Origin of the sequence: Kosakonia oryzae (assembly GCF_001658025.2) — a bacterium.
Taxonomy (GTDB): domain Bacteria; phylum Pseudomonadota; class Gammaproteobacteria; order Enterobacterales; family Enterobacteriaceae; genus Kosakonia; species Kosakonia oryzae.
On record NZ_CP014007.2, the window covers coordinates 2,214,091 to 2,238,278 of the forward strand.

23 protein-coding genes and 1 pseudogene are annotated in these 24,188 nt (G+C 52.3%); 13 read left to right on the forward strand and 11 right to left on the reverse strand.

Annotated elements, in window-relative coordinates; all coding sequences use genetic code 11:
- Positions 1–69: 69 nt before the first annotated feature.
- Complete coding sequence (locus AWR26_RS10635; protein ID WP_064565682.1) at positions 70–2,703, reverse strand: PqiB family protein; 2,634 nt, start codon at positions 2,701–2,703, stop codon at positions 70–72.
- Positions 2,672–3,955 (reverse strand): membrane integrity lipid transport subunit YebS, encoded by a 1,284-nt coding sequence (yebS, locus tag AWR26_RS10640; protein ID WP_064565684.1) that lies wholly within the window; start codon positions 3,953–3,955, stop codon positions 2,672–2,674. Before yebS ends, AWR26_RS10635 begins: the two co-directional genes overlap by 32 nt.
- Before the next feature lie 132 nt (positions 3,956–4,087).
- Here yebS and AWR26_RS10645 point away from each other — a divergent pair, with 132 nt between their 5' ends.
- From AWR26_RS10645 to htpX, 4 genes are all read left to right on the forward strand, one after another.
- Complete coding sequence (locus AWR26_RS10645) at positions 4,088–4,585, forward strand: GAF domain-containing protein (RefSeq protein ID WP_043953238.1); 498 nt, start codon at positions 4,088–4,090, stop codon at positions 4,583–4,585.
- Positions 4,586–4,681: 96 nt separating this feature from the next.
- Positions 4,682–5,368 (forward strand): RNA chaperone ProQ, encoded by a 687-nt coding sequence (proQ, locus tag AWR26_RS10650; RefSeq protein WP_064565686.1) that lies wholly within the window; start codon positions 4,682–4,684, stop codon positions 5,366–5,368.
- A gap of 19 nt (positions 5,369–5,387) precedes the next feature.
- The gene (prc, locus tag AWR26_RS10655; RefSeq protein ID WP_064565688.1) at positions 5,388–7,436 is read left to right on the forward strand and encodes a carboxy terminal-processing peptidase; all 2,049 of its coding nucleotides are present in this window, start codon (positions 5,388–5,390) and stop codon (positions 7,434–7,436) included.
- Positions 7,437–7,628: 192 nt separating this feature from the next.
- On the forward strand, positions 7,629–8,510 hold the full coding sequence (gene htpX, locus AWR26_RS10660; RefSeq protein ID WP_064565690.1) for a protease HtpX: 882 nt from the start codon (positions 7,629–7,631) through the stop codon (positions 8,508–8,510).
- Between the two features lie 77 nt (positions 8,511–8,587).
- On the opposite strand, the gene AWR26_RS10665 is transcribed toward htpX, so the two are convergent.
- Positions 8,588–9,958: an MFS transporter gene (locus AWR26_RS10665; protein WP_064565692.1), complete on the reverse strand. Its 1,371-nt coding sequence runs from the start codon at positions 9,956–9,958 to the stop codon at positions 8,588–8,590.
- Positions 9,959–10,160: 202 nt separating this feature from the next.
- On the opposite strand from AWR26_RS10665, the gene kdgR reads away from it, so the two are divergent.
- Positions 10,161–10,952 (forward strand): DNA-binding transcriptional regulator KdgR, encoded by a 792-nt coding sequence (gene kdgR, locus AWR26_RS10670; RefSeq protein WP_043953243.1) that lies wholly within the window; start codon positions 10,161–10,163, stop codon positions 10,950–10,952.
- 44 nt (positions 10,953–10,996) lie between these two features.
- On the opposite strand, the gene AWR26_RS10675 is transcribed toward kdgR, so the two are convergent.
- Complete coding sequence (locus tag AWR26_RS10675) at positions 10,997–11,236, reverse strand: YobH family protein (protein ID WP_064565694.1); 240 nt, start codon at positions 11,234–11,236, stop codon at positions 10,997–10,999.
- Between the two features lie 161 nt (positions 11,237–11,397).
- Here AWR26_RS10675 and mgrB point away from each other — a divergent pair, with 161 nt between their 5' ends.
- From mgrB to rlmA, 6 genes and pseudogenes are all read left to right on the forward strand, one after another.
- Complete coding sequence (gene mgrB, locus AWR26_RS10680) at positions 11,398–11,541, forward strand: PhoP/PhoQ regulator MgrB (RefSeq protein ID WP_007371630.1); 144 nt, start codon at positions 11,398–11,400, stop codon at positions 11,539–11,541.
- Positions 11,542–11,615: 74 nt separating this feature from the next.
- Positions 11,616–11,906 (forward strand): YebO family protein, encoded by a 291-nt coding sequence (locus AWR26_RS10685; protein WP_043953245.1) that lies wholly within the window; start codon positions 11,616–11,618, stop codon positions 11,904–11,906.
- A 17-nt stretch (positions 11,907–11,923) separates the two neighbouring features.
- Positions 11,924–12,913 (forward strand): MBL fold metallo-hydrolase, encoded by a 990-nt coding sequence (locus AWR26_RS10690; RefSeq protein ID WP_064565696.1) that lies wholly within the window; start codon positions 11,924–11,926, stop codon positions 12,911–12,913.
- 512 nt (positions 12,914–13,425) lie between these two features.
- Positions 13,426–13,567 (forward strand): annotated as a pseudogene (locus tag AWR26_RS10695) (DUF2627 domain-containing protein).
- A 12-nt stretch (positions 13,568–13,579) separates the two neighbouring features.
- Positions 13,580–13,789, forward strand: coding sequence for a transcription antiterminator/RNA stability regulator CspE (gene cspE, locus AWR26_RS10700; protein ID WP_001062678.1), 210 nt, complete (start codon positions 13,580–13,582; stop codon positions 13,787–13,789).
- 141 nt (positions 13,790–13,930) lie between these two features.
- Complete coding sequence (gene rlmA / locus AWR26_RS10705; RefSeq protein ID WP_064565698.1) at positions 13,931–14,746, forward strand: 23S rRNA (guanine(745)-N(1))-methyltransferase; 816 nt, start codon at positions 13,931–13,933, stop codon at positions 14,744–14,746.
- Here rlmA and mntP read toward each other — a convergent pair.
- The 5 genes from mntP to manX all read right to left on the reverse strand — a co-directional run bounded on the left by mntP (position 14,743) and on the right by manX (position 18,894).
- Positions 14,743–15,309, reverse strand: a complete 567-nt coding sequence (gene mntP, locus AWR26_RS10710) for a manganese efflux pump MntP (protein ID WP_064565700.1) — start codon at positions 15,307–15,309, stop codon at positions 14,743–14,745. The two genes, rlmA and mntP, sit on opposite strands and share 4 nt — an antisense overlap.
- A 378-nt stretch (positions 15,310–15,687) precedes the next feature.
- Positions 15,688–16,146 carry a DUF986 family protein gene (locus AWR26_RS10715; RefSeq protein ID WP_064565702.1) on the reverse strand — a complete coding sequence of 153 codons (459 nt, stop codon included), beginning with the start codon at positions 16,144–16,146 and terminating at the stop codon, positions 15,688–15,690.
- Positions 16,147–16,203: 57 nt separating this feature from the next.
- Positions 16,204–17,055, reverse strand: a complete 852-nt coding sequence (locus AWR26_RS10720; protein WP_064565704.1) for a PTS mannose transporter subunit IID — start codon at positions 17,053–17,055, stop codon at positions 16,204–16,206.
- 12 nt (positions 17,056–17,067) lie between these two features.
- Positions 17,068–17,868, reverse strand: a complete 801-nt coding sequence (locus tag AWR26_RS10725) for a PTS mannose/fructose/sorbose transporter subunit IIC (RefSeq protein ID WP_064565706.1) — start codon at positions 17,866–17,868, stop codon at positions 17,068–17,070.
- Between the two features lie 63 nt (positions 17,869–17,931).
- Complete coding sequence (gene manX, locus AWR26_RS10730) at positions 17,932–18,894, reverse strand: PTS mannose transporter subunit IIAB (RefSeq protein ID WP_064565708.1); 963 nt, start codon at positions 18,892–18,894, stop codon at positions 17,932–17,934.
- A 312-nt stretch (positions 18,895–19,206) separates the two neighbouring features.
- On the opposite strand from manX, the gene AWR26_RS25900 reads away from it, so the two are divergent.
- Complete coding sequence (locus tag AWR26_RS25900) at positions 19,207–19,365, forward strand: protein YoaL (RefSeq protein WP_405055559.1); 159 nt, start codon at positions 19,207–19,209, stop codon at positions 19,363–19,365.
- Positions 19,353–20,912 carry a CNNM family cation transport protein YoaE gene (yoaE, locus tag AWR26_RS10735; RefSeq protein WP_064565710.1) on the forward strand — a complete coding sequence of 520 codons (1,560 nt, stop codon included), beginning with the start codon at positions 19,353–19,355 and terminating at the stop codon, positions 20,910–20,912. Before AWR26_RS25900 ends, yoaE begins: the two co-directional genes overlap by 13 nt.
- A 3-nt stretch (positions 20,913–20,915) precedes the next feature.
- On the opposite strand, the gene AWR26_RS10740 is transcribed toward yoaE, so the two are convergent.
- Together AWR26_RS10740 and sdaA are read right to left on the reverse strand one after the other, a co-directional pair.
- Positions 20,916–22,514 (reverse strand): EAL domain-containing protein, encoded by a 1,599-nt coding sequence (locus AWR26_RS10740; protein ID WP_064565712.1) that lies wholly within the window; start codon positions 22,512–22,514, stop codon positions 20,916–20,918.
- Between the two features lie 157 nt (positions 22,515–22,671).
- On the reverse strand, positions 22,672–24,036 hold the full coding sequence (gene sdaA / locus AWR26_RS10745; protein WP_064565713.1) for an L-serine ammonia-lyase: 1,365 nt from the start codon (positions 24,034–24,036) through the stop codon (positions 22,672–22,674).
- Positions 24,037–24,188: the final 152 nt, after the last annotated feature.

The window sequence follows — 24,188 nt, forward strand, 5'->3', positions numbered from 1 at the left end:
CACAAGGAGAAAAACAGGCGCGCAGTGTAGCATAAAGGCTCCGGCGCAAACACGCCGGAGCAGGCAGGGTTAACGGGGAAGGGCAGTGCCCCATTCGCGCCACTCTTTCGGTTCGCTTTCCAGCAGCAGGAAGTGTTTACCCGGCTGCGCTTTCGGCGCCAGCGGCGTTTCCGGCGGCGTGGCGAAAGCAATACCGCCGCGAATGAACTGATTGAATGTCCCGGTTTTAACGACGCCGCCGACCAGACCGAAGTCCAGCGTATAACCGGAAGCCAGCCAGAATACCGTGTTGTTACGCACCAGATGCTGATAGTTTTTGCTGATGCGCATGGCCACCATAACGCGATCCGACAAGGTGCCCAGCGTCATTCCGGTCACCGTACCTACTTCGATTCCGCGGAACAGGACTGGCGTGCCGATATTCATTGAGCCCACTTCCGGCGCTTCAACAATAATGTTCAGCCCATCGAGATAGCGGGAGTCGGCGATCGTCGCTTCTGAAATTTCAAAGTCGCGGCGCATATCGCCCCGGCCCGGTTCGACGTTGATATAAGGCTGCAACAACGTATCCAGATGCTCGACGCCAGCCGCCGATATTTGCGGGGTGATCACCGAGAAACGCGAACCGTTGCGCGCAAAGTTGCGTACATATTCCGGATAGAGTACCGCGCTGGCCTGTACTTCGTTTTTATCGGTGTTCAGGCGCAGATCCTGCACCTGGCCGATATCGATACCCAGATAACGGATCGGCATGCCCGCCGCGAGTTTCCCGGCATCATAGGCGTGCAGCGTGATTTGCCCGCCGACGGCGCGAGCTGCGGTTTCTGAAGCATAAAGCTGGCGCTTCTCGCCTTTTTTCAGTTCCCGGTTCGCGCCGCTCAGGTTGTCAAAGCTGATGGCGCCTTTGATAGCTCGTGAAAGGGGGGAAGCCTGCACCGTCAGCCCGCGGCCATTAAGCTGCACTTTCGCACCGCCTTCAGCCCAGAAGACGCTGTTGCTGGTCAACAAATCGCGATATTCCGGTTTGATATGCAGATCGATATCAAAGGCATTGGCGCGCGGGCGCACGGTGATCACTTCACCTACTTCAAACTTGCGGTAGAGAACGACCGAACCGGCCTGGACGTCCGGCAGGGTATCCGCCGTCAGCGTCAACGTCGTGGTGGGCAGATCGCTGAGACTGTTTTCCAGCGCTTTATCAAGGTTAGCAAACAGCGGATAGCTCTTTTTCATTTCGCCTTTCACGCCGGGCAGAATGCGGATGCCGCCGTTCACCCATTCGTTGGCGCTGGCAGCGAGAAACTCGACGCCATCCAGCCCGACTTTGACATCGATGCGGCTGTTCACCACGAATTTACTGTCGCCGTGGACCAGGTCGCCATATTGTGGATCGATAGCGATGGCAAAGGTTACGCCCTGATTCGTCAGTTTACGCTCCAGCACCTGGCCGACTTTGACGCCATGCAACACCAGCGGTTGCCCGGCATCGATGCCATAACTTTCTGGCGCGGTAAGCGTCAGGGTAATGACTCCCGGCTCCTGTAACAGGTTTTTATCCGCTGGCAGCACAACAAATTGATTGCGCGGTTGGCCTTCGCCCGGAATCAGTTCCAGCGTACTGCCGGTCAGCAGCGAGCTGAGATTGGTATCACTGAGCGAAATTTTGGGATTGCGCATTTCGATACGCGTATTATCGCGCAGCAAGTTGACCACGCTCGGATCGACGGTCATTTCACCGCTGACTGTCCCTCCTGGATTGAGGTCGATTTTGGTCAACTGACCCACTTCCAGCCCCTGATACATCAGCGGTGTCGATCCGGCCTTCAGCCCCTGGCCGCCTGGCAGGTCGAGCTTCACCAGTACGCCACGCTGGCTGTGCGCTAAATCTTCATATAAGCCGTACTCATCATCCTGAACCGCAGGCTGTGATTCATCCGGAGAGTCAAAAGCGATCGCGCCGTTGACCAGCGCCGCCAGGCTTTCAAGCTGCACTTTCGCGCCGCTCAGGCTGACATCGGCTTTTACGCCGGAGACATTCCAGAAGCGGCTGCCTTTTTTCACCAGATTGGTGAAGCGCCGCTCGATCAACACGTCGATGGTGACGCCCTGTTTATTGGTATTGATTGAATAGTCGTAAACGCGGCCGACCGGGATTTTGCGGAAATAGACCAGCGAGCCGCTGTTCAGCGCCCCGAGATCCGGCGCGTGCAGATGAATCATCAATTCGCCGTTGTTCAGCCGGTATTTCGGCTGCGTATCCAGTGCGGTGAAGTGATCCTGTGGCTCGCCCTTGCCTGGCATCATGCCGATATAGTTGCCGCCGACCAGCGCATCAAGGCCGGAAATTCCCGCCAGCGAGGCTTTGGGTGTGACCAGCCAGAACTGCGTTTCGCTGCGCAGCGCATCCTTCATATTCGATTTAATACTGGCGCGCACTTCGATTTTTTTCAGATCGTCACTGAGACGAATGTCCTGGACAGTCCCGACCTCGACGCCCTGATAGCGCACCGGCGTACGCCCGGCGACGATGCCGTCAGCCGACATAAAATCGATGGTGATGGTATTGCCGCGATCTTCGTAGCTGCTCCAGATAAGCCAGCCGGCAATCAACAGAGCGATAACCGGTAACAGCCAGAATGGCGAAATGCGCCGTTTCGTTTTAATTCGCGCTTCAGTCGGCGAAGCGGGGGTTTCCTGACTCATGTGCATCCCAAAGTAAGCGGCTGTCCAGCCATTCCACAGCAAGAATAGTCAAAATTACCGCCGCGCCGAAATAAAACGCGGCTGGTCCCATGGTAAAAGCGAGTAGCTGGTCGCGATTAATCAGTGACATCATCAATGAAATGACAAACAGATCGAGCATCGACCAGCGCCCAATCCACGTCACAAAGCGCAGTAACAGAATGCGAGTGCGTAACCCCTGTTCAAATTTAAAATGGATGCTGACAAGCAGTGTAAACAGCACAATCACCTTGGTAAACGGCACCAGAATACTGGCGATAAATACCACGCCAGCCACCGCGATATTGCTATGAGCGAGCGAAATAATGCCGGAGAGAATGGTATCCTCCTGGCGAGAACCATTCACGTAAATTATTGAAATCGGCAGCAGGTTCGCCGGGAACAGCAAAATAAAAGAAGCAATCAGCGACGCCCAGCACTTTTGCAGGCTCTGCTTGCGTCGATGGGGCAGCGGAATATGGCAGCGCGGACAACGCCCCCGAATATCAGGAAACCCGGTGAAATGGCAGCCCAGGCACACTTCCAGCTTCGGGTCCGGCCGTTTTGCGGGCCGTTGAGGGTAGAAGCGCTCCCAGAGTTGCTCCACATTGAGATGGATTAAGGTCATGATGCTGAGAACGACCAGAGAGCCAAAAGCAAACAGCCCAATGCCTGGCTGCAGGAAGGCGTAATCCTGAACTTTGATGGAGGCGACGCCGACGCCGACCAGATAGATATCCAGCATGACCCACTCTTTGAGCTTCTCCAGCATTAATAGCACCGGGCGCAGGTTCATTCCCAGAATATTGCCAAGCCATAAATAGGCGATGGCAGTCACCAGCACCAGCGGCGCGCCAACGCTGCAAAAAAGCACCATGGCAGCGGTGAGCGGCGAGCCCTGCATGGTCATTTGCCAGATCCCCTGCAACAGGTTGGCATCGATGCGCACACCGAGTAAGTAGAGATGCAGCAGCGGTTCGCCCCAGGCGAAAGGCATCAGTAGGATCATAGTGATGGCCATTGCGCCGAGGCGGGTTAATGACCAGTCGCGGCCATCGCGGACTTTCGCATCACAGCAGGGGCAAAATGCGCTTTGGTGCGATTTCATAACCGGTAACGCAAAAAGCGTATCGCATTGCGGGCAGCGCTGATAATGTGCGCGGGGCAGAGCTTCACCGACCTGATGAACGGCAATTTTTTTTGCAGGTGTAATGCGTTGTATCTTGAGAGCCATTGCATGCTTCAGAAAAGGTTTGAATAAAACTATCTTAACTCATGAATGGAACATCTTGAGCATCAACGCATTTAATGCTTATTTTAATAGGCTAAGCAGTTTCTCAAAGTTAGACAGCAAAATGGTCAGGTAATGAACAAAACAGAATTTTACGCGGATCTTAATCGCGATTTTCAGGCGTTAATGGCAGGTGAGACCAGTTTTTTAGCCACTCTGGCGAATACCAGTGCGCTATTGTTTGAACGCCTTGATGGCGTGAACTGGGCGGGCTTTTACCTGCTGGAAGGCGACACGCTGGTGTTAGGGCCGTTCCAGGGCAAAATCGCCTGCGTTCGTATCCCGGTCGGTCGGGGCGTTTGCGGAACGGCAGTGGCGCAAGCGCGAGTGCAGCGCGTGGAAGATGTTCATCAATTTGACGGACACATCGCTTGTGATGCCGCCAGTAACGCCGAAATCGTACTGCCTGTCACAGTGAATAAGCAGATTATTGGCGTGCTGGATATCGATAGCGTCGTCTTCTCTCGCTTCACGGCTGAAGATGAACAAGGGCTCAGCGAGCTGGTTTCACATCTGGAAAATGTCCTCGCGGCGACCGATTATCAAAAAATCTTCGCCACCGTCGCAGGATAATCAGCGGATAACGTAGCAATTACTGAATGCGTCATTATAATGACGCCTGTTCATGCCTGCGCTTGTTGGCAACGTCCGTTGTAATCAGGAAATTTCATGGAAAATCAACCTAAGTTGAATAGCAGTAAAGAAGTTATCGCTTTTTTGGCCGAACGCTTTCCTCACTGTTTCAGTGCTGAAGGTGAAGCACGTCCCCTGAAAATCGGTATTTTTCAGGATTTGGTTGAGCGCGTTGAGGGTGAGATGAATCTCAGCAAAACCCAACTTCGTTCCGCTTTACGTCTTTATACTTCAAGCTGGCGTTACCTGTACGGTATCAAAGCTGGTGCGGCTCGCGTCGATCTCGACGGCAACGCCTGTGGCGTGCTGGATGAGCAGCACGTAGAGCACGCTCGCAAACAGCTTGAAGAAGCCAAAGCGCGTGTTCAGGCGCAACGCGCTGAACAGCAAGCTAAAAAACGCGAAGCTGCCGCTGCTGCGGGTCAGGAAGACGCACCGCGTCGCGAACGCAAAGCCCGTCCGGCTCCGCGTCGTAAAGAGGGCGCCGAGCGCAAACCTCGCGTTGATAAACCTGTTGCGAAAACACCACGGGCACCGCAGCAGGAAGAGCGCCATACTCCGGTTTCAGATTTATCTGTACTGAGCGTGGGCCAGAACCTGAAGGTGAAAGCGGGGAACAATGCGATGGATGCTACGGTGCTGGAAATCACCAAAGATGGCGTTCGCGTACAGCTTAGTTCGGGTATGTCGATGATCGTACGCGCAGAACATTTATTGTTCTGAAACGGAGGCCTGGCCTGGCATGAACACTTTGTTTAAGCGCACAGCGTTAGCGGGTCTGTTATTCGTAACAGGCCACGCGCTGGCTGTGGAAGATATCACCCGTGCCGATCAAATTCCGATTTTGAAGGAAGAGACTCAGCACGCGACGGTGAGTGAACGGGTTACTTCACGTTTCACGCGTTCTCACTACCGCCAGTTCGATTTGGATCAAGCTTTCTCCGCGAAGATCTTTACCCGTTACCTCAACCTGCTCGACTACAGCCACAATGTGCTGCTGGCCAGCGATGTTGAGCAGTTTTCGCAAAAGAAAGGCATGCTCGGTGATGAGCTGCGCAGCGGAAAATTGGACGTTTTCTACGACCTGTACAATCTGGCGCAAAAGCGTCGATTTGAACGTTATCAGTACGCGCTGAAAGTACTGGAACGTCCGATGGATTTCAGCGGCAACGACACCTTCAACCTGGATCGCAGCAAAGCGCCGTGGCCGAAAGATGAAGCGGAGCTGAACGCGCTGTGGGACAGCAAAGTTAAGTATGATGAGCTGAGCCTGAAACTCACCGGGAAAGATGATAAAGAGATCCGTGAGACGCTGACTCGCCGCTATAAATTTGCGATTCGCCGTCTGGCGCAGACCAATAGTGAAGATGTGTTCTCGCTGGCAATGACCTCATTCGCCCGTGAAATCGATCCGCATACCAATTACCTCTCGCCGCGTAATACTGAGCAATTCAATACTGAGATGAGCCTCTCGCTTGAAGGCATTGGTGCAGTGTTGCAGGGCGACGATGATTACACTGTGATCAACTCGATGGTGGCGGGCGGTCCGGCGGCGAAAAGCAAAGCGATTACCGTTGGCGATCGGATTGTGGGTGTCGGCCAGACCGGGCAGAACATGGTCGATGTCATTGGCTGGCGTCTTGATGATGTGGTGGCGCTGATCAAAGGGCCAAAAGGCAGCAAAGTGCGCCTCGAAATCTTGCCGGCAGGTAAGGGGACGAAGACGCGCATTGTGACGCTGACGCGCGAACGCATTCGTCTGGAAGACCGTGCGGTGAAAATGTCCGTGAAGACGGTCGGCAAAGAGAAAGTCGGTGTACTGGACATTCCGGGCTTTTACGTTGGGCTGACTGATGATGTCAAAGCGCAACTGCAAAAACTGGAAAAACAGAACGTCAGCAGCGTGGTTATCGATTTGCGCAGCAATGGCGGCGGCGCGCTGACGGAAGCGGTATCGCTTTCTGGTCTGTTTATTCCGTCCGGCCCGGTTGTGCAGGTACGTGATAATAACGGTAAAGTGCGCGAAGACAGCGATACGGATGGCGTGGTCTACTATAAAGGCCCGCTGGTGGTGCTGGTTGACCGCTTTAGCGCCTCGGCATCGGAAATCTTTGCGGCAGCGATGCAGGATTATGGTCGCGCGTTGATTGTTGGCGAACCGACCTTCGGTAAAGGCACCGTTCAGCAGTACCGCTCGCTTAACCGTATTTACGATCAGATGCTGCGTCCTGAGTGGCCGGCACTGGGTTCGGTGCAATACACCATCCAGAAATTCTATCGCGTCAACGGTGGCAGTACGCAGCGCAAAGGCGTGACGCCGGATATTATTATGCCGACCGGCACGCAGGTGACGGAGACCGGGGAAAAATTCGAAGACAATGCACTGCCGTGGGACAGCATCAATGCTGCCACCTTTGTGAAGTCCGGTGATTTGAAACCGTTCGGACCGACACTGCTGAAGGAACATGAAGAGCGTATTGCGAAAGATCCTGAGTTCCAATACATCATGAAGGACATTGCGCGTTTCAATGCCCTGAAAGATAAACGCAATATTGTATCGCTCAACCTGGCGCAGCGTGAAAAAGAGAACGCCGAAGATGATGCAATTCGTCTTTCGCGCCTCAACGATCGCTTCAAGCGTGAAGGTAAGCCGTTGCTGAAAAAACTGGATGATCTGCCGAAGGATTATCAGGAGCCGGATCCGTACCTCGACGAGACGGTACACATCGCGCTTGACCTGGCTCATGAGGAAAAAGATCGGCCAGCGGAAGACCCCGCCCCCGCGAAGTAATCCCCACACAGGCACAAGAAATTGTGCCTGTTTTTTTACACCTCTTTGCTGGCGTAAGCATTATGCTACAAAATGTAAAGTTGTGTCTTTCTGGTGACTTACGACACCCTGATGCTTGAAAATGGCGCGTATACCCATACGATGTGGGTAACCGCATTGTGCGTTTTGTTAAGTTGAGGTTAAAAGAAAATTATGATGCGAATCGCGCTCTTCCTGTTGACTAACCTGGCCGTGATGTTGGTGTTCGGCCTGGTGCTTAGCCTGACGGGCATTCAGTCGAGCAGCGTTCAGGGCTTGATGATTATGGCGCTGCTGTTTGGTTTTGGTGGCTCGTTCATTTCGCTGTTGATGTCGAAATGGATGGCGCTGAAATCTGTGGGTGGTGAAGTGATCGAACAGCCGCGTAACGATATGGAACGCTGGTTAATGGATACGGTGGCGCAACAATCTCGCCAGGCGGGTATCGCCATGCCTCAGGTTGCCATTTATCATGCACCGGATATTAACGCCTTTGCGACCGGCGCGCGCCGTGATGCTTCACTTGTGGCAGTCAGCACCGGGTTGTTGCAGAACATGAGCCGCGACGAAGCTGAAGCGGTCATTGCCCATGAAATTAGCCATATTGCCAATGGTGATATGGTCACCATGACGCTGATTCAGGGGATCGTGAACACCTTCGTGATCTTCATTTCGCGTATTATCGCGCAGATTGCTGCCGGGTTTCTTGGCGGCAATCGCGATGATGGCGAAGAGAGCAATGGCAACCCGATGATCTACTTCGTGGTTGCAACCGTACTGGAGCTGGTGTTCGGTATTCTGGCCAGCATTATTACTATGTGGTTCTCCCGCTATCGCGAGTTCCATGCCGATGCCGGTTCTGCAAAACTGGTTGGCCGCGAGAAAATGATTGCTGCGTTGCAGCGTCTGAAAACCAGTTATGAGCCGCAGGAGGCGAGCAGCATGATGGCGTTTTGCATCAACGGTAAATCTAAATCGTTGAGCGAGCTATTCATGACGCACCCGCCGCTGGATAAACGTATTGAAGCACTGCGTTCTGGTGAGTACCTGAAATAACGTAGCAGCAGGAAATGCAAAGCGCGCCAACTGGCGCGCTTTTTTTTTCATCCCTAAGCCCTGGGAGAGGGGATTGATTACTCTGCTTTCGGCTGCGAGATCCGCAGTCCGCTGATGATGGCCGCTATGGTCGCCAAAGTCCCTGCCAGCAACAATGAAACATGCGTGCCGTGGGTGTTAAACATATTGAACATTAATGCCACCAGCGCAGCGCCGGAGCTTTGCCCCAGCAATCGTGCCGTACCGAGCATCCCACTGGCGCCACCGCTGCGCTGACGCGGCGCAGCGGTAATAATGGTGTGGTTGTTTGGCGACTGGAACAGACCAAAACCGGCACCGCACAGCGCCATACGCCAGATAATATCGATATCTGCCGGTGAGCCCGGAAGAAGTGCCAGCGCGAACAGCCCGCATGCCATCATCACCAGCCCTAAAGCACCCAGTAACCCGGCATGCACGCGCTCAATCAGATAACCGGCCAGCGGCGCCATCACCATCGTGGCCAGCGGCCACGGCGTCAGCAACAGGCCGGTTTCGACTTCACTTCGCCCAAGTACGGTTTGCAGAAAGAAGGGCAGGGATACCAGCGCCAGCATCTGCGCGCAGAACGAGCAGACCGACGTGCCGATAGAGAGCGAAAAAAGTGGAATGCGCAGTAAGTCAACTGGCAGAAGTGGTACTGGCAGCCGCAGTTGTCGGCGTACAAAGAACCAGCCGATGATCAACAACGCAACAAGTTCGGCTGCCACGAGTGTGGAAGATTGCCCCTGAGCAAAACTGCTCAGCGCGGTAATTAATAAACCAAATGTTAATGCATTCATTACAGCGCTTGGCAGATCGAATTTGGGCTTTGATGTGCGTGCTGCGTTCGGTGGTAAAAATTTAATTGCCAGCAATAAAGCAATAATACCGAGCGGTACGTTAATCAGGAATAACCACTGCCAGGAAGCCACGGAGAGAATGGCGGCGGCGATTGTCGGCCCGGCCGCCGATGAAACCGCGACCACAAAAGAGTTAATACCCATACCGCGCCCGAGGCTACGGTGCGGGTAGATAAGACGAATGAGCGCGGTATTCACACTCATCAGCGCCGCGCCGCCAAACCCTTGGGCCACACGCGCCAGCGTTAATGTCAGCAATGAGTCAGAGAGTGCGCAAAGCAGGGAAGTGAGAGTGAACAGTACCAGGCCACACTGATAAACCCGACGGTAACCAAACATGTCGCCGAGAAAAGAGAGGGTGAGCAGGGAGACCACGATCGCAATCTGGTAAGCGTTAACAATCCAGATAGAACTTGCGGGTGAAGCGTTGAGATCGCGTGCAATGGTTGGTAGCGCGACGTTGGCAATAGCCCCATCAAGCACTGCCATTGCAATACCAATAATAATGGTCAACACTGCGCCGTAACGCAGCGGGACGGGAAGTCCGTCCAGAGAAGATTTATCCATATGAATTTCAGGGTTAATGTCACACAGTTATTTGTATAATGATTCTATCATTTGCATTCCGGCTTTATGCCGCAGATTTGTAACGGGCTTTATGTCGCAGAATTGTAACGAAGTTAACAAACGTGCATTGCGGCGACTGAGCGACGAATTTATAATAAAAACCGATTCTGAATTTTATAAAACACACGCGATGAGGTGATTAATGGCTATCGCAGATTTGGACAAGCAGCCAGATTCTGTCTCTTCAGTATTGAAGGTATTTGGCATTCTGCAGGCGCTCGGTGAAGAGCGCGAAATCGGCATCACCGAGCTGTCGCAGCGTGTCATGATGTCGAAAAGCACCGTCTATCGCTTTTTGCAAACAATGAAATCACTGGGTTATGTTGCGCAGGAAGGGGAGTCTGAAAAATATTCCCTGACGCTTAAACTGTTCGAGCTGGGCGCACGTGCATTGCAAAACGTGGATCTGATCCGCAGTGCGGATATCCAGATGCGTGAGCTCTCTCGTCTGACAAAAGAGACCATTCACCTTGGCGCACTCGACGAGGACAGCATTGTTTACATCCATAAAATTGATTCGATGTATAACTTGCGTATGTACTCGCGCATTGGTCGCCGTAACCCGCTGTACAGTACCGCTATCGGTAAGGTGCTGCTGGCGTGGCGCGATCGTGAAGAGGTTAAGCAGATCCTGGAAGGGGTTGAATATAAGCGCAGCACCGAGCGTACGATTACCAGCACTGAAGATCTCCTGCCGATGCTGGATGTTGTGCGTGAACAAGGCTACGGCGAAGATAATGAGGAACAGGAAGAAGGCCTGCGTTGTATTGGCGTACCCGTTTTCGACCGTTTTGGCGTGGTCATCGCCGGTCTGAGTATCTCTTTCCCGACTCTGCGTTTCTCTGAAGAGCGACTGCATGAATACGTGGCCATGCTTCATCAGGCTGCTCGCAAGATTTCAGAACAGATGGGTTATAATCAGTATCCATTCTGACAGACGAAAAAAACCGCCATACCGGCGGTTTTTTTGTTTTGATGCTAACCGTTATCGATAACGGTGTCGCTTTTACGTATCAAAGGGCAATTTGCCAGCCCGAAAAAACCATTGTCCGAATGTACATATTGTGCGGTACTGATGCCACGCGCTGTTACATATTTACATTGTAATCCCAGCCCACCAGCATTTTCATTACTGCCAATCAACACCCCATAACCGCTCAGCAGAAGCCCAATCCACAGCAATGCTACAACGATAACGGCGCGAATAAGTGTTCGCATATCAGCTCCTTGCTTCACTCTAAATCATATCTTAAAGCTACCCGATTCATTGACTGAAACAAGTCATGCATTCCGAAAAATTGCGAATAGAGATACAGTTAGTCGCGGTTTAATGTTGCCATGCTAACCTGGTTACACCTGACAATGTACTGGAGAGTGGAGTGAGAAAATATAAGTGGCTGATCCTGATTGTCGTGCTGGTAGGCTGCCTGCTGCTCTGGACTCAAATGCTTAACGTGATGTGCGATCAGGATGTACAATTTTTCAGCGGCATCTGCATCGTCAACAAATTCATCCCCTGGTAATGGTAATTTCTCAGTGAATGATTTCCTTCCTTGACGCCAGTGGTAAAATGTCGCGTCAACATTGAGGTGGTGAAATGAACGAAGTTATAAATTCAGGCGCGCTTAATATTGCGTCTATTGTTGTTTCTTTGGTGGTTCTGCTGGTCGGGCTGGTTCTGTGGTTCTTTATCAATCGCGCCAGCTCGCGTACAAATGAGCAGATTGAGCTGCTTGAAGCGCTGCTGGATCAGCAAAAACGGCAAAATGCATTGCTGCGTCGTTTATGTGAATCCAACGAACCCGAAAAAGAACCGCAAACAGCGCCTGTTAAAGTGCAGGAAAAAGAAGAGGATGAGGATTTCATCCGTCTGGTGGCTGAACGCTAACAGCGCAGGAGGATGAGATGGTCTGGAAAAACCCCTGGTATAATCCTGCACTTTCTCATCACTCCCCTGATGGGTTCATCAATACGACGCCCGCCGTACATCAACCTGGTGACGTTAAGCGCTGGCGCAATGAGCGCAAGGCCGCCGGGCTTCCCCGTCCTCCCGCTGATGGCTATGACCGCTTTATCGAGCAGTGGTGGCAGAAAGCGGAAATAACTGGCGACAGCAACGGATTGTGGTGGTTGGGCCATGCCAGCATTTTGTTACGCCTTCAGGAGCAATACCTGCTCACCGATCCTGTTTTCTCCCGTCGTGCTTCTCCTGTCCGTTTTGCCGGTCCGCAGCGTCGTACACCGCTTGCGCTTGCCATTGCAGATATTCCACAACTGGATGCGATCCTGATTTCCCACAATCATTATGATCATCTGGATACGTGGACATTGCGCGCGTTGTTGCGCCGTTTCCCTGACGTACAGTTCTTCATCCCGCTTGGGTTGGGAGCGCTGATCCGCCGTCTGGGCGCAAAGTACGTAACGGAACTGGACTGGTGGCAAAGTGTGACCTTTCAGGGAATGGTCTATACGGCGGTGCCTGCACAACATTGGAGCATGCGAACATTATGGGACCGCAACCGTTCATTATGGTGCGGTTGGGTGGTTGAATCAGCAGAAGAACGGTTCTGGTTTGCTGGCGATACGGGATACACTCCGGAGCTGCTCACTATTCCGCAGCGTTTAGGCGCGCTGGATGTTGTCGCATTACCGGTAGGCGCTTATGCGCCGCGCTGGTTTATGTCGATTAACCATATGGATCCGCAAAGTGCTGTCGCGTTATGGCAACAATTGGGCAGCCCGCTGGCGTTTCCCATCCATTGGGGCGTGTTTGAACTGGCTGATGAATCCCTGGATCAACCGGTAAAGGAATTGCAACAGTCATTAAGCGAAGCGGCGACGGATAATGATAACTTTAGAATCCTGAAAATTGGTCAGTATTTATCCCTCGGGTAATACTCCCGCTTCGTTCCAAAAGTATTGTGCTTTTTATATGACATAGTTTTATTTTTATCGAAACGTTTTTATTGCCTTTTTATGAGGCAATGTCATCATAAATTCATTATTTTGGTGCAGGGCAAAGCTTATTTGCACAACAACTATCCAGTGTAAACCAGGGAAATAGTTTCCTCTGTTGTCTTAATAGTTTAAGAATCTTCCTGGTCAATAAAAAAAGCATAACTATGCGCAAAAAGTTCTTACGATATACGCTATATGCATAGACATATTGTGGCGTGCTTAAGCGCATGGAACCTGTTGAGCAATGGTGAAAAATCAGCTATTGTCGATGCATGAGGATAAGGGTCAGGCGACTGTTATAGCGTTCATTGTAATGCATAAAAGTGCAATAGAAGCTTTGATAACCTTAGAATTTGTGCGGCGGATCCAGACATGTTTAAAAATGGCTTGCCATAATTTACATATTGTGTGATAACACGTTTTGGGTCAATCGAGGTACAGTTCTGTTTATGTGTGGCATTTTCAGTAAAGAAGTCCTGAGTAAACACGTTTCGTTGAATACAGCTTCTCTGCCGAACCTTATATTAGTGCCTCAAGCAGTAATGTCTCAGTTTTCTCAGTCAATGCCTGCGGGCGAAGTATATACATTAAGGAATTTTGCAAATGGCAAAGATTAAAGGTCAAGTTAAGTGGTTCAACGAGTCTAAAGGTTTTGGTTTCATTACTCCGGCAGACGGCAGCAAAGATGTATTCGTACATTTCTCTGCAATCCAGGGTAACGGCTTCAAAACTCTGGCTGAAGGCCAGAACGTTGAGTTTGAAATTCAGGACGGTCAGAAAGGCCCGGCTGCAGTTAACGTAACTGCTATCTGATTTCGACACCTCTGAGCTTGTACGCGCTTTGCGCGTTAAAGTCAGCCATAAAGCCTCGCACTTGTGCGGGGCTTTTTAATTTCCTCGTGCGACAAATGGCGGTACACTTTCGCCCTTTAAGAAATACCCTTCGGAGTTGTTATGCCTTTCAGTTGCCCGCTCTGTCACTCGCCTTTACAGCGTCGCGAGAGCGCCTTCATTTGTCCGCAGCGTCATCAGTTTGATCTGGCGAAAGAAGGTTATGTGAATCTGTTGCCGGTACAGCATAAACGTTCCCGCGATCCCGGCGATAGTGCGGAGATGATGCAGGCGCGACGTGCATTTCTGGATGCTGGACACTATCAGCCGTTGCGGGATGCCATCGGCGTTCTGTTACAGGCCAGATTGCCAGAGCAGGCTGACGCGATACTGGATATTGGCTGTGGGGAAGGGTATTACACTCAGGCCTTTGCTGCGATAGGCCGACACCACGGTGCAAAAACGTTTGGGCTGGATGTCTCCAAAGCTGCGATTCGAGCGGCGGCAAAACGCTATCCACTGGTTATGTTTTGTGTGGCTTCCAGTCATCGTCTGCCGTTTGAAGATAAGAGCATAGACGCTCTGGTTCGCATCTATGCTCCCTGTAAAGCGGAAGAGCTGGCGCGTGTCATCAAGCCCGGTGGCGTAGTCATTACCGCTGCTCCCGGGCCTCGCCATTTGCTGGAACTGAAAGGGCTAATCTACGACGACGTAAAACTGCATGCTGAAAATGCGGGCACAATAGAAGGATTTAAAGTAGTAGAAACCCGCGCACTGGCTTATGAGATGAGCCTTACCGGCCAGGAGGCGGTGGCTTTGCTACAGATGACGCCTTTTGCATGGCGGGCGAAACCGGAAGTATGGGAAATATTAGCGGCAACGGAACGCTTCCGCTGCCAGACAGATTTCAGTATTCACTGCTTACAGCGGGAAGATTAACCGGCGAAGTGGTTCCACAGGATCTGTGCACCAATGCCAATCAGCACAATACCGCCAAGAATTTCGGCTCGTTTGCCCAGCAGCGGGCCGATAAAACGGCCAACCATAATCCCGAGCGTCGACATAATCAGCGTTGCACAACCAATCGCCAGCGCGGTGGCGATAATATTAACCTGCAGGAAAGCCAGACCGACGCCAACAGCCATTGCGTCCAGACTGGTGGCAATGGCGGTCGTGACCAGCAGCCAGAAACCGTGACGATGCGGCGTTTCCGCTTCGCAACCGTCATCGCCGCGTACGCCTTCAATAATCATGCGCCCGCCAAGAAACATCAGTAGCACAAACGCGACCCAGTGGTTCCACTCCAGTACAAACTGGGTGGCCAGCATACCGAGGCCCCAACCGATGAGCGGCGTCAACGTTTCAATGGTGCCGAAAATAAGACCCGTGCGCAGTGCTTCAGAGAATTTAGGTTTATGCAGCGTCGCGCCTTTGCCGATGGAAGCAGCAAAAGCATCCATAGACATGCCAAAGGCGAGAAGAAGAGTAGCGGAAAGATTCATCGTGACGTCCTGACCGGGAATTCCATAAACACATCACTGCCCCCAGTAAACAGCAGTTAATGTGCCAATGGTCTCGCCTGACTGAAATAGATTCAGTCCGTACGCGCCACGTTTTGCAACGAGTATGTTGACACGTACATTTCCGGATAAGCAGAAATCGGCTACTCCCCAACGACGGACGCACCTTAACATATTTTGAGAATATAAAACAACAACCGGAAAATATAATTCCAGTAACTAGTTGATAACGATTTGCATTTAGATTTATAGGTGAAAATAACGTTAATAAATATAAGTACATTTCCCCCTTAATATAGCAATGGCTATAAATTAGCTTATTTTTTATGCGGATAAATATAGATTTTGCTATATCTTAACTCATTGAGTATTAACGATAACTTTATAAATTTTCTCAAGGTCGTCGATATTTCGCACACGGATAAGTAAGCGGCGCTGCTCTAATTGCATGACCAACACGCCATCTTCCGATAAATTCATCTCTTTAATACGGTTATATTCGATCCAGACATTAGCAAAGAAAAAGCCCCGCTCTTTAAAGATGATTTTCGGTGCGCGGATCCAAAAAAGATAAATACCGAGCAATGCCAGCGCAGATAATAACCATAGCGTTAAAGGGGAACCGCCATTCATCGTGTTGTTGTAAATCAGGATCGCCAGCAGGCCGACAAAAATAGCGCCATCAGTGCGGCTTCTGCGCAGTAGGGGAACGGTCAGCAGCGATGCACCCTGACGACGTGGCATGACGAATTCGTCATAGATGGCGAAAGCAAACAGGGCGGCGACAAACGCCAGCAGAACGCTATCCGTAACGGTCATTGTTCCTCCTTAAAATAAAAACCGGGGGCGGTAAGCCCCCGGTTAACACATACCTGGTTACAGGCCCAGCAGGCCAATCGCGTAACCAACAATCCCGATGATAAAGAACCCGACGATAATCCACAGCGGGTTTACTTTCTTACGCAGCAGCCACATACAGGCGAAGGTTAACAGCAGAGGCACCAGACCCGGCATCAACTGGTCGAGAATGGTCTGTACGGTTGTCACCGTTGTTTTACCGGTCTGGTCAGTAATCTGCGAGACAACCATTGGAATGTTAACGTGTGTCCACTTGTTCACCAGGGCGCCCATGACAAACAGGCCGAGGATTGACGCCCCCTCGGTCAGTTTCTGCAGGAAGCCGCCGCCCATATCTTTAACGATGTCGATACCTTTACGGTAACCGTACGCCACGCCGTAATAGCGTGTCGCCAGGCGGACAATATTAAAGAGGACAAAGAACAGCAATGGCCCGAGCAGGCTGCCGCTCATGGCAATACCAGCGCCCAGTGCAGCAAATACCGGCCGTACGGTTCCCCAGAAGATTGGGTCGCCCACACCGGCCAGCGGCCCCATCAGACCTACTTTAATACCGTTGATCGCGCCATCGTCGATCTCCGCGCCGTTGGCACGCTGCTCTTCCATCGCCAGCGTAACGCCGAGCACCGGCGCGGCCACGTACGGATGGGTGTTGAAAAATTCGAGGTGGCGCTTAATTGCCTGGCGGCGCGCTTCGTTATTCTCAGGGTAAAGGCGTTTAATGGCCGGTACCATTGAGAAACAGAAGCCCAGCGCCTGCATACGTTCGAAGTTCCATGAACCCTGGAACAGGTTAGAACGAATGAACACACCACGAATGTCACTCTGGGTGAGTTTTCTCTCAGTCGGAGTTTTAGTCATATCAACCATGTCGTTCACCTGTTAATCCAGTTCGTTATCAAGATCGTTATTACCCGCCGCCGGAGCAGGGCCACCTGCGGAGCGGTTATATTTCGGGCTGAGCTGAATGTAGAGAATCGCCATTACCGCACCGATAACACCCAGCGATACCAGGTTGAAATTGGTAAAGGCGGCGGTTACAAAGCCGAGGTAGAAGAATGGCATCAGGTAGCCTGCGCGCATCATGTTGATGACCATTGCATAACCTACCACTACAATCATACCGCCGGCGATATTCAGACCGCTGGTCACCACTTCAGGAATGGCGTTCAGCATGCTCTGCACTTCGCTGGTGCCGACAGAGATGGCGACAATCACCGCCGGAATGGCGATACGCATGGCTTGCAGGAACAGGGAAGAAACGTGGATCCACGAGAGCGCGGTCAGGTTGCCGCTTTCAGCCGCCTTATCCGCCGCATGCTGGAAGCCTACGGTGATAGTACGAACGATAATGGTCAACACCTGGCCCGCAGCGGCCAGCGGGATGGCGAGCGCGATACCCGCACCGATGCTCTGATGCCCGCCAATGACCAGAATGGTCGAAATAATCGACGCCAGTGCGGCATCAGGGGCAACTGCGGCACCGATGTTCATCCAGCCCAGCGCGATCATTTCCAGGGTACCACCGATGATGATACCGGTTTTCATATCACCCAGGACGATACCTACCAGCGTACATGCCACCAACGGACGGTGGAACTGGAATTCGTCCAGTATCGACTCCATACCGGCGATACATGCAACCACGAACACCAGCACAATCTGAAGAGTGGTAATCTCCATTGTACTTCTCCTATAGCTAAATCAGACGTAAATGTGAAAACTGAGTTAATCAGGTCGCCGCGGTTAGTTCGCCACTTTGCTGATCAAATCCATCATTTTCAGTTTCGGATCGTTTGAAACTTTACGGACTTCCAGTTCGATGCCGCGTTCGTTCAGTTTTTTGAAAGCTGCGATATCTTTCTCATCGACCGAAACAGCGTTGTTCACCTGGGTTTTGCCCTGGCGATACGCCATACCGCCAATATTGACGCTGGTGATTTTCACGCCGCCTTCCACAACGCGTTCCACATCGGTCGGGTTAGTGAATAACAGCATGACGCGTTCACCCGCATATTTCGGGTTGTTGTAGACGCGCAGCATTTTGGCGACATCCACGACATGCGCAGTTACGCCGGGAGGGGCAACCTGGGTTAACAGGGTCTTACGTACGGTATCCGCTGCCACTTCATCGCTAACAACGATAATGCGCGTGACATTGGTCTCTTTGGTCCAGCGAGTTGCCACCTGGCCGTGGATCAGACGGTCATCGATGCGCGCAAGGCCGATAACCATGTAATCATTCGGACCCATTGGCTTCGCAGGCGCTGCTGCCCTTGCTGGCGCAGGCGCAGGAGTCGGTTTTTCAACAGGTTGCGCTTTCAGGGCTTTCACCCCCTCACGTCCTGTTTCGACGGCTAACGCTACCAGTTCGTCGAAGGTCGGGTTATCGTCCCTGGCCATCAGTGTTTCCACCAGCATCGGAACGTTCACACCGGCAATGACTTCGTAATGCTCTTTATCGACGACAATACGGCTGGCAGCGTTAAACGGACTACCGCCCCATGTATCGACGAGAAATAGCACGCCTTTGCTGGTTTCCAGTTTCTCCAGTTGCGCGTTGTACTTTTCGATTAACGTTTCCGCATTTTCACCGGGAACGAAATCAATCCAACCGACGTTATCCTGCTCGCCCAGCAGCATTTCGGCGGTTTTCAGCAGTTGTTCCGCGGCCCAACCATGTGTGCCTATAACAATAGCAATGGTCACTTGCTACCTCCTTCTTCTTGTCGTTAACACACCATTAATCGGTGTATTGTGGAATCTGTCCCGGTAAACCGAATCGATTCAGATATAAGGGTTAAAGCAAAAGACTAATTTCCTTCGTGAATTATTTTAGATAGTGAAAAAATAATTTATGTGATGAAGATCCGTAATTTAGGTTTCGTATACGTGAAAATTCGGAGCGCAAAATATCCACATAATTTGCAAAGTCTGGTAAATCTTTGCCAACAATAAATGCTCTCTGTTATGTTTACCGTTCGTTTAATTAGTCAGGAGTAGAGGGCTGTAGCCCACCGTATGGATCGTCACCGACGTCAGTTCACCTTCAGGCCTTTCAGTGCCGTGCATTCCGGCGTTTTCCGCCACTTTCCTAATATGTTCAATGCCATCATGCCTGTGCATACTCGCACATCATTGCGTCACGCTTGTTGCAGGAGCCTGTCATGGAATTCTTAATGGATCCCTCGATATGGGCGGGATTGCTAACGCTGGTTGTTCTGGAAATCGTACTGGGTATTGATAACCTGGTGTTTATTGCCATCCTTGCCGATAAACTGCCGCCCAAACAGCGTGATAAAGCACGCCTGCTCGGTCTGTCGCTCGCGCTGGTCATGCGCCTTGGCCTGCTGTCGCTGATTTCATGGATGGTGACGCTGACCCAACCGCTTTTCTCCGTGGGCAGTTTCAACTTCTCCGGTCGCGATTTGATCATGCTATTTGGTGGTGTGTTCCTGCTGTTCAAAGCCACAACGGAGCTGCATGAACGGCTGGAAAACCGCGAACATGATGGCGGGCACGGAAAAGGCTATGCCAGTTTCTGGGTGGTGGTCCTGCAAATTGTTATTCTTGATGCTGTTTTCTCGCTGGATGCCGTGATCACCGCTGTCGGTATGGTGAACCATTTGCCGGTTATGATGGCGGCGGTCGTTATCGCAATGGCGGTTATGCTGCTGGCATCGAAACCGCTAACGCGTTTTGTTAACCAGCATCCGACGGTCGTTGTGCTCTGTCTGAGCTTCCTGCTGATGATCGGTCTGAGTCTGGTGGCCGAAGGCTTTGGTTTCCATATTCCGAAAGGCTATTTGTACGCGGCGATTGGTTTCTCCATCATCATTGAGTTTTTCAACCAGGTTGCCCGACGTAACTTTATTCGCCATCAGTCGAATCTACCGCTGCGTGCGCGTACAGCAGATGCCATTTTGCGTCTGATGGGCGGTCGTCGCCAGGCAAGCCCGCAAATCGAAACCGATAGCCAGGCTGCGGTACCGGTGCCGGAAGGCGCATTTGCTGAAGAAGAACGCTATATGATCAACGGCGTGCTGACGCTGGCGTCTCGTTCGCTGCGCAGTATCATGACGCCGCGCGGCGATATCAGTTGGGTGGATGCCAGCCTGAGCGTTGATCAGATCCGTCAGCAACTGCTTTCGTCACCGCACAGCCTGTTCCCGGTATGCCGTGGCGAGCTGGATGAAGTGATCGGTATTGTCCGCGCGAAAGAGATGCTGGTGGCGCTGGAAGAGGGGGCTGATGTCGCTGCTATCGCTGCGGCCAGCCCGGCAATTGTGGTGCCGGAAACGCTCGATCCTATCAAACTGCTGGCGGTGTTGCGCCGGGCGCGCGGCAGCTTTGTGATTGTAACGAACGAGTTTGGTATGGTGCAGGGGCTGGTCACGCCGCTGGACGTGCTGGAAGCGATTGCCGGTGAGTTCCCTGATGCGGATGAAACGCCGGAAATCGTGGCCGATGGCGACGGCTGGCTGGTGAAAGGTACCACCGATTTACATGCGTTACAGCATACGCTCGGCATTGATAACCTGGTCAATGACGATGAGAATGTCGCGACAGTGGCCGGTCTGGTTATCTCCGCCAAAGGGCAAATCCCACCGGCGGGCGAAGTGCTGGAAATTGCACCGTTGCACATCACCGTCGTCGAAGCCAACGACTATCGTGTGGATCTGGTACGCATTGTTAAAGAGCAGTCGGAACACGACGAAGAGGAGTGATCCTCAGTCCGGCGTGAAAGGCAAAACATGACCGTTTTGCCGCGTTGACGGGGTCTCCTTGTGCCCCGCCAGCCACGCCGGGAACGCCTTGATGGGCATTGGCTCTGCGTAGAGAAAACCCTGCAATATATTCACCCCTCGCTGCCGCAGATGCTGCGCCTGTAGCGGGGTTTCGACGCCTTCGGCCACCAGTTCAATATTCAGTCTCTGTCCTAACGCAATGATCATATCGGTGACCGTCGAATTAATGGCATCGGTACCGATGGTTTTGGTGAAGGATTTATCAATTTTCAGCACGTCCGGGTGCAACTGCTCCAGCCAGGCCAACGAGCTATTGCCAGTGCCAAAATCATCTATCGCAATTTTTACTCCCCGACGCCGAAGATCCTGCACCATTCGGGAGTCCTTTTCGAATAACACATCACGTTCCGTCAGTTCGATAATTAATTGCTGCATCGGGTGGTGATTAAACCAGAGCTGATTTACGTCCCGCAGCAATTCGCCGTTGCGTAAATGGCTCGGTGCCGCATTAATACCAATATGGAAATGAACATCGTCGGGGAAAAAATGCAGTTGCTGCTGAATCTCCGTCAGTACGTAGCGAGTCAGTGGCGCGATCAGGTTATGTTCTTCCGCTATCGAAATAAACACTTCCGGCGAGATCCAACCCTGGCGCGGGTTATGCCAGCGCAGCAAGATCTCTACGCCATCACACTCTAATGTGCGTGCTTTCAGCAACGGCTGACAGAACAGTTCAAATTCACGTCCGGCAATCCCAAGGTTGATCTCGCGGGAAAAACTCATGCGGCTGGCGGTTGCAAACCAGGCGATAAAGCCGGTCAGCAGACTCATCATCAGCGCCAGCGGCAGTTGTGACGGTAGATGTAATAACGCGAGTTTCGCCGCGCCCGGGCCGCTGACGCTGATGCTGAAAGGGAAATTCGTTGATACGCGCTGGTACGCTCTTTCATCACCCAGCGGTGGTAAGGTGGCCATGATGCCTTTGCCATGCACCAGATGTTTGCCGCTTACGCTCAGCACAGCGTGCGTGATCAGCGGCGCCTGCGGTTCCAGGACTAAATCGCTCAGCAGATCGATATTGACTGCTTCAATGACGCCATCCTGCCCATCTTCAGAGGTGGGATACCACATAATCAGTACCGGGCGCCCCTTTAGCAATGTCTGGTCTGTCGAGAGCATCAACAGAGGTTCCCGGGTGGGAAGGAACGATTGCACCTGTTTTATTGGCACATCGCGGTAACCAAAAATACTGGAGCAATAAAGAATACCGTCTTTGATCAACGCGACAGCACGCACGGTTTGCAGGCTGGCCGCCTGTTTACGTAATTGCAAATGCACGCTGGCGCAGGGTTGACCAACCAGTGGAATCAACGTAGAGCGGCCCGCTACCAGCGGCAGCAATAATTGATCAAATGTATTTACAGCATGTTGGGTAAAGGCGGTAATACGTTGATGATTTAAATTCCGCTCCGAAATAAAACGGAAAGTCAGCGTAAAAATTAGTGCGACAATAGCCACCGATACGGAGACAATAGTGCGCCGCCGTCGATATCTTTTAATGATCCGTTGAGCCGTCTGCATGCCATTGTCGCCTGTGAGCTCCCCGACGTGAAATCCTTGCCAGGATACAGAAAGTGTAGTGGGGAATTAACTTAGCGACGACAAATCGGAGAAATATCATTCCACTGGCGCAATAGCGCGCATAAAAACGCCGTTCAGTTGAACGGCGCGGAATTATTTAATCACACTGTACTTTGATGGCCAGACCACCGCGTGACGTTTCCCGGTATTTGGCGTTCATATCTTTACCGGTTTCGTACATCGTTTCTATCACCTTATCGAGCGAGACGCGCGGCGCGCTGGTGCGGCGCATCGCCATCCTGGAGGCGTTGATCGCTTTCACGGAGGCAATCGCGTTTCGCTCAATACAGGGAACCTGTACCTGCCCGGCGACCGGATCGCAGGTCAGACCAAGGTTATGCTCCATACCGATTTCCGCCGCCACGCAAACCTGCTCCGGGCTGGCACCAAGCAGTTCCGCCAGACCGGCCGCCGCCATGGAACAGGCTACGCCAACTTCGCCCTGACAACCGACTTCCGCCCCGGAAATGGAGGCGTTCATTTTGTAGAGCGCGCCGATGGCGCCCGCAGCGAGGAAGTAACGGATGTAGATATCCGGGCTAACGGATTCAATAAAGTGATCGTAATAGGCCAGCACGGCAGGCACGATACCGCATGCGCCATTCGTCGGCGCAGTCACCACGCGGCCCCCGGCGGCGTTCTCTTCGTTCACCGCCAGCGCGAACATATTCACCCAGTCGACCACGTTCATCGGATCGTGGGAGAGTTTATCGCTGGCGACCAGCAGACGGCGCAGCGCGGAAGCCCGGCGCGGAACGCGCAGCGGCCCAGGCAGCACGCCTTCAGTGTTCATGCCGCGATCGATACAGGCGCGCATGGTTGCCCACACATTGCCGAAATACTCTTCGATCTCTTTTTTCGAGTGCAGCGCCAGTTCGTTCTGCATCACCATGCCGGAGAGGGACAAGCCTGTCTCTTTGCAATACTCCAGCATCTGAGTGGCAGATTTGAAGGGCCAGGGCACATTGACGGCGCTGACCGTCTCCTGACCAAAATGCTCTTCATCGACGATAAAACCGCCGCCAATGGAATAGTAGGTTTTGCTGTACACCACGTTATCGCCATTCCACGCTGAGATGCGCATACCGTTTTCATGTAGCGAGAGGTTATCGCTGTGAAAACGCATGCCGTCATCCTGCGGGAAATCCACTTCGTGGCGGCCTTGCGCCAGCAGCAGGCGACCGCGAGTCTCTACGTCGCGGATAAACGTGGGGATAGCGTCGATATCGACGGTGGCAGGTTCATTACCCGCGAGACCCATAATGATGGCGATATCGGTATGGTGGCCTTTCCCGGTGAGGGAGAGTGAGCCGTAAACGTCCACCGCAACACGGGTAACGCTTTCCAGCAATCCTTTTTCGACCAGATCATCGACGAACTGCTTCCCGGCCTTCATCGGGCCAACAGTGTGGGAAGATGAGGGACCAATCCCCACCTTAAACATGTCGAATATACTAATCACATTAACGCTCCTGACAGGGTTACCGGCGTTCCAGTAACGATGTAATAACTGCGCATAGTGTAAGAGGGATGCCAGCCGTCAGCTTAACTATTCACATGAATTAAACTAATGGCTCACCCTGATATTACTAATAGCGCGCACGCTGTCACAAA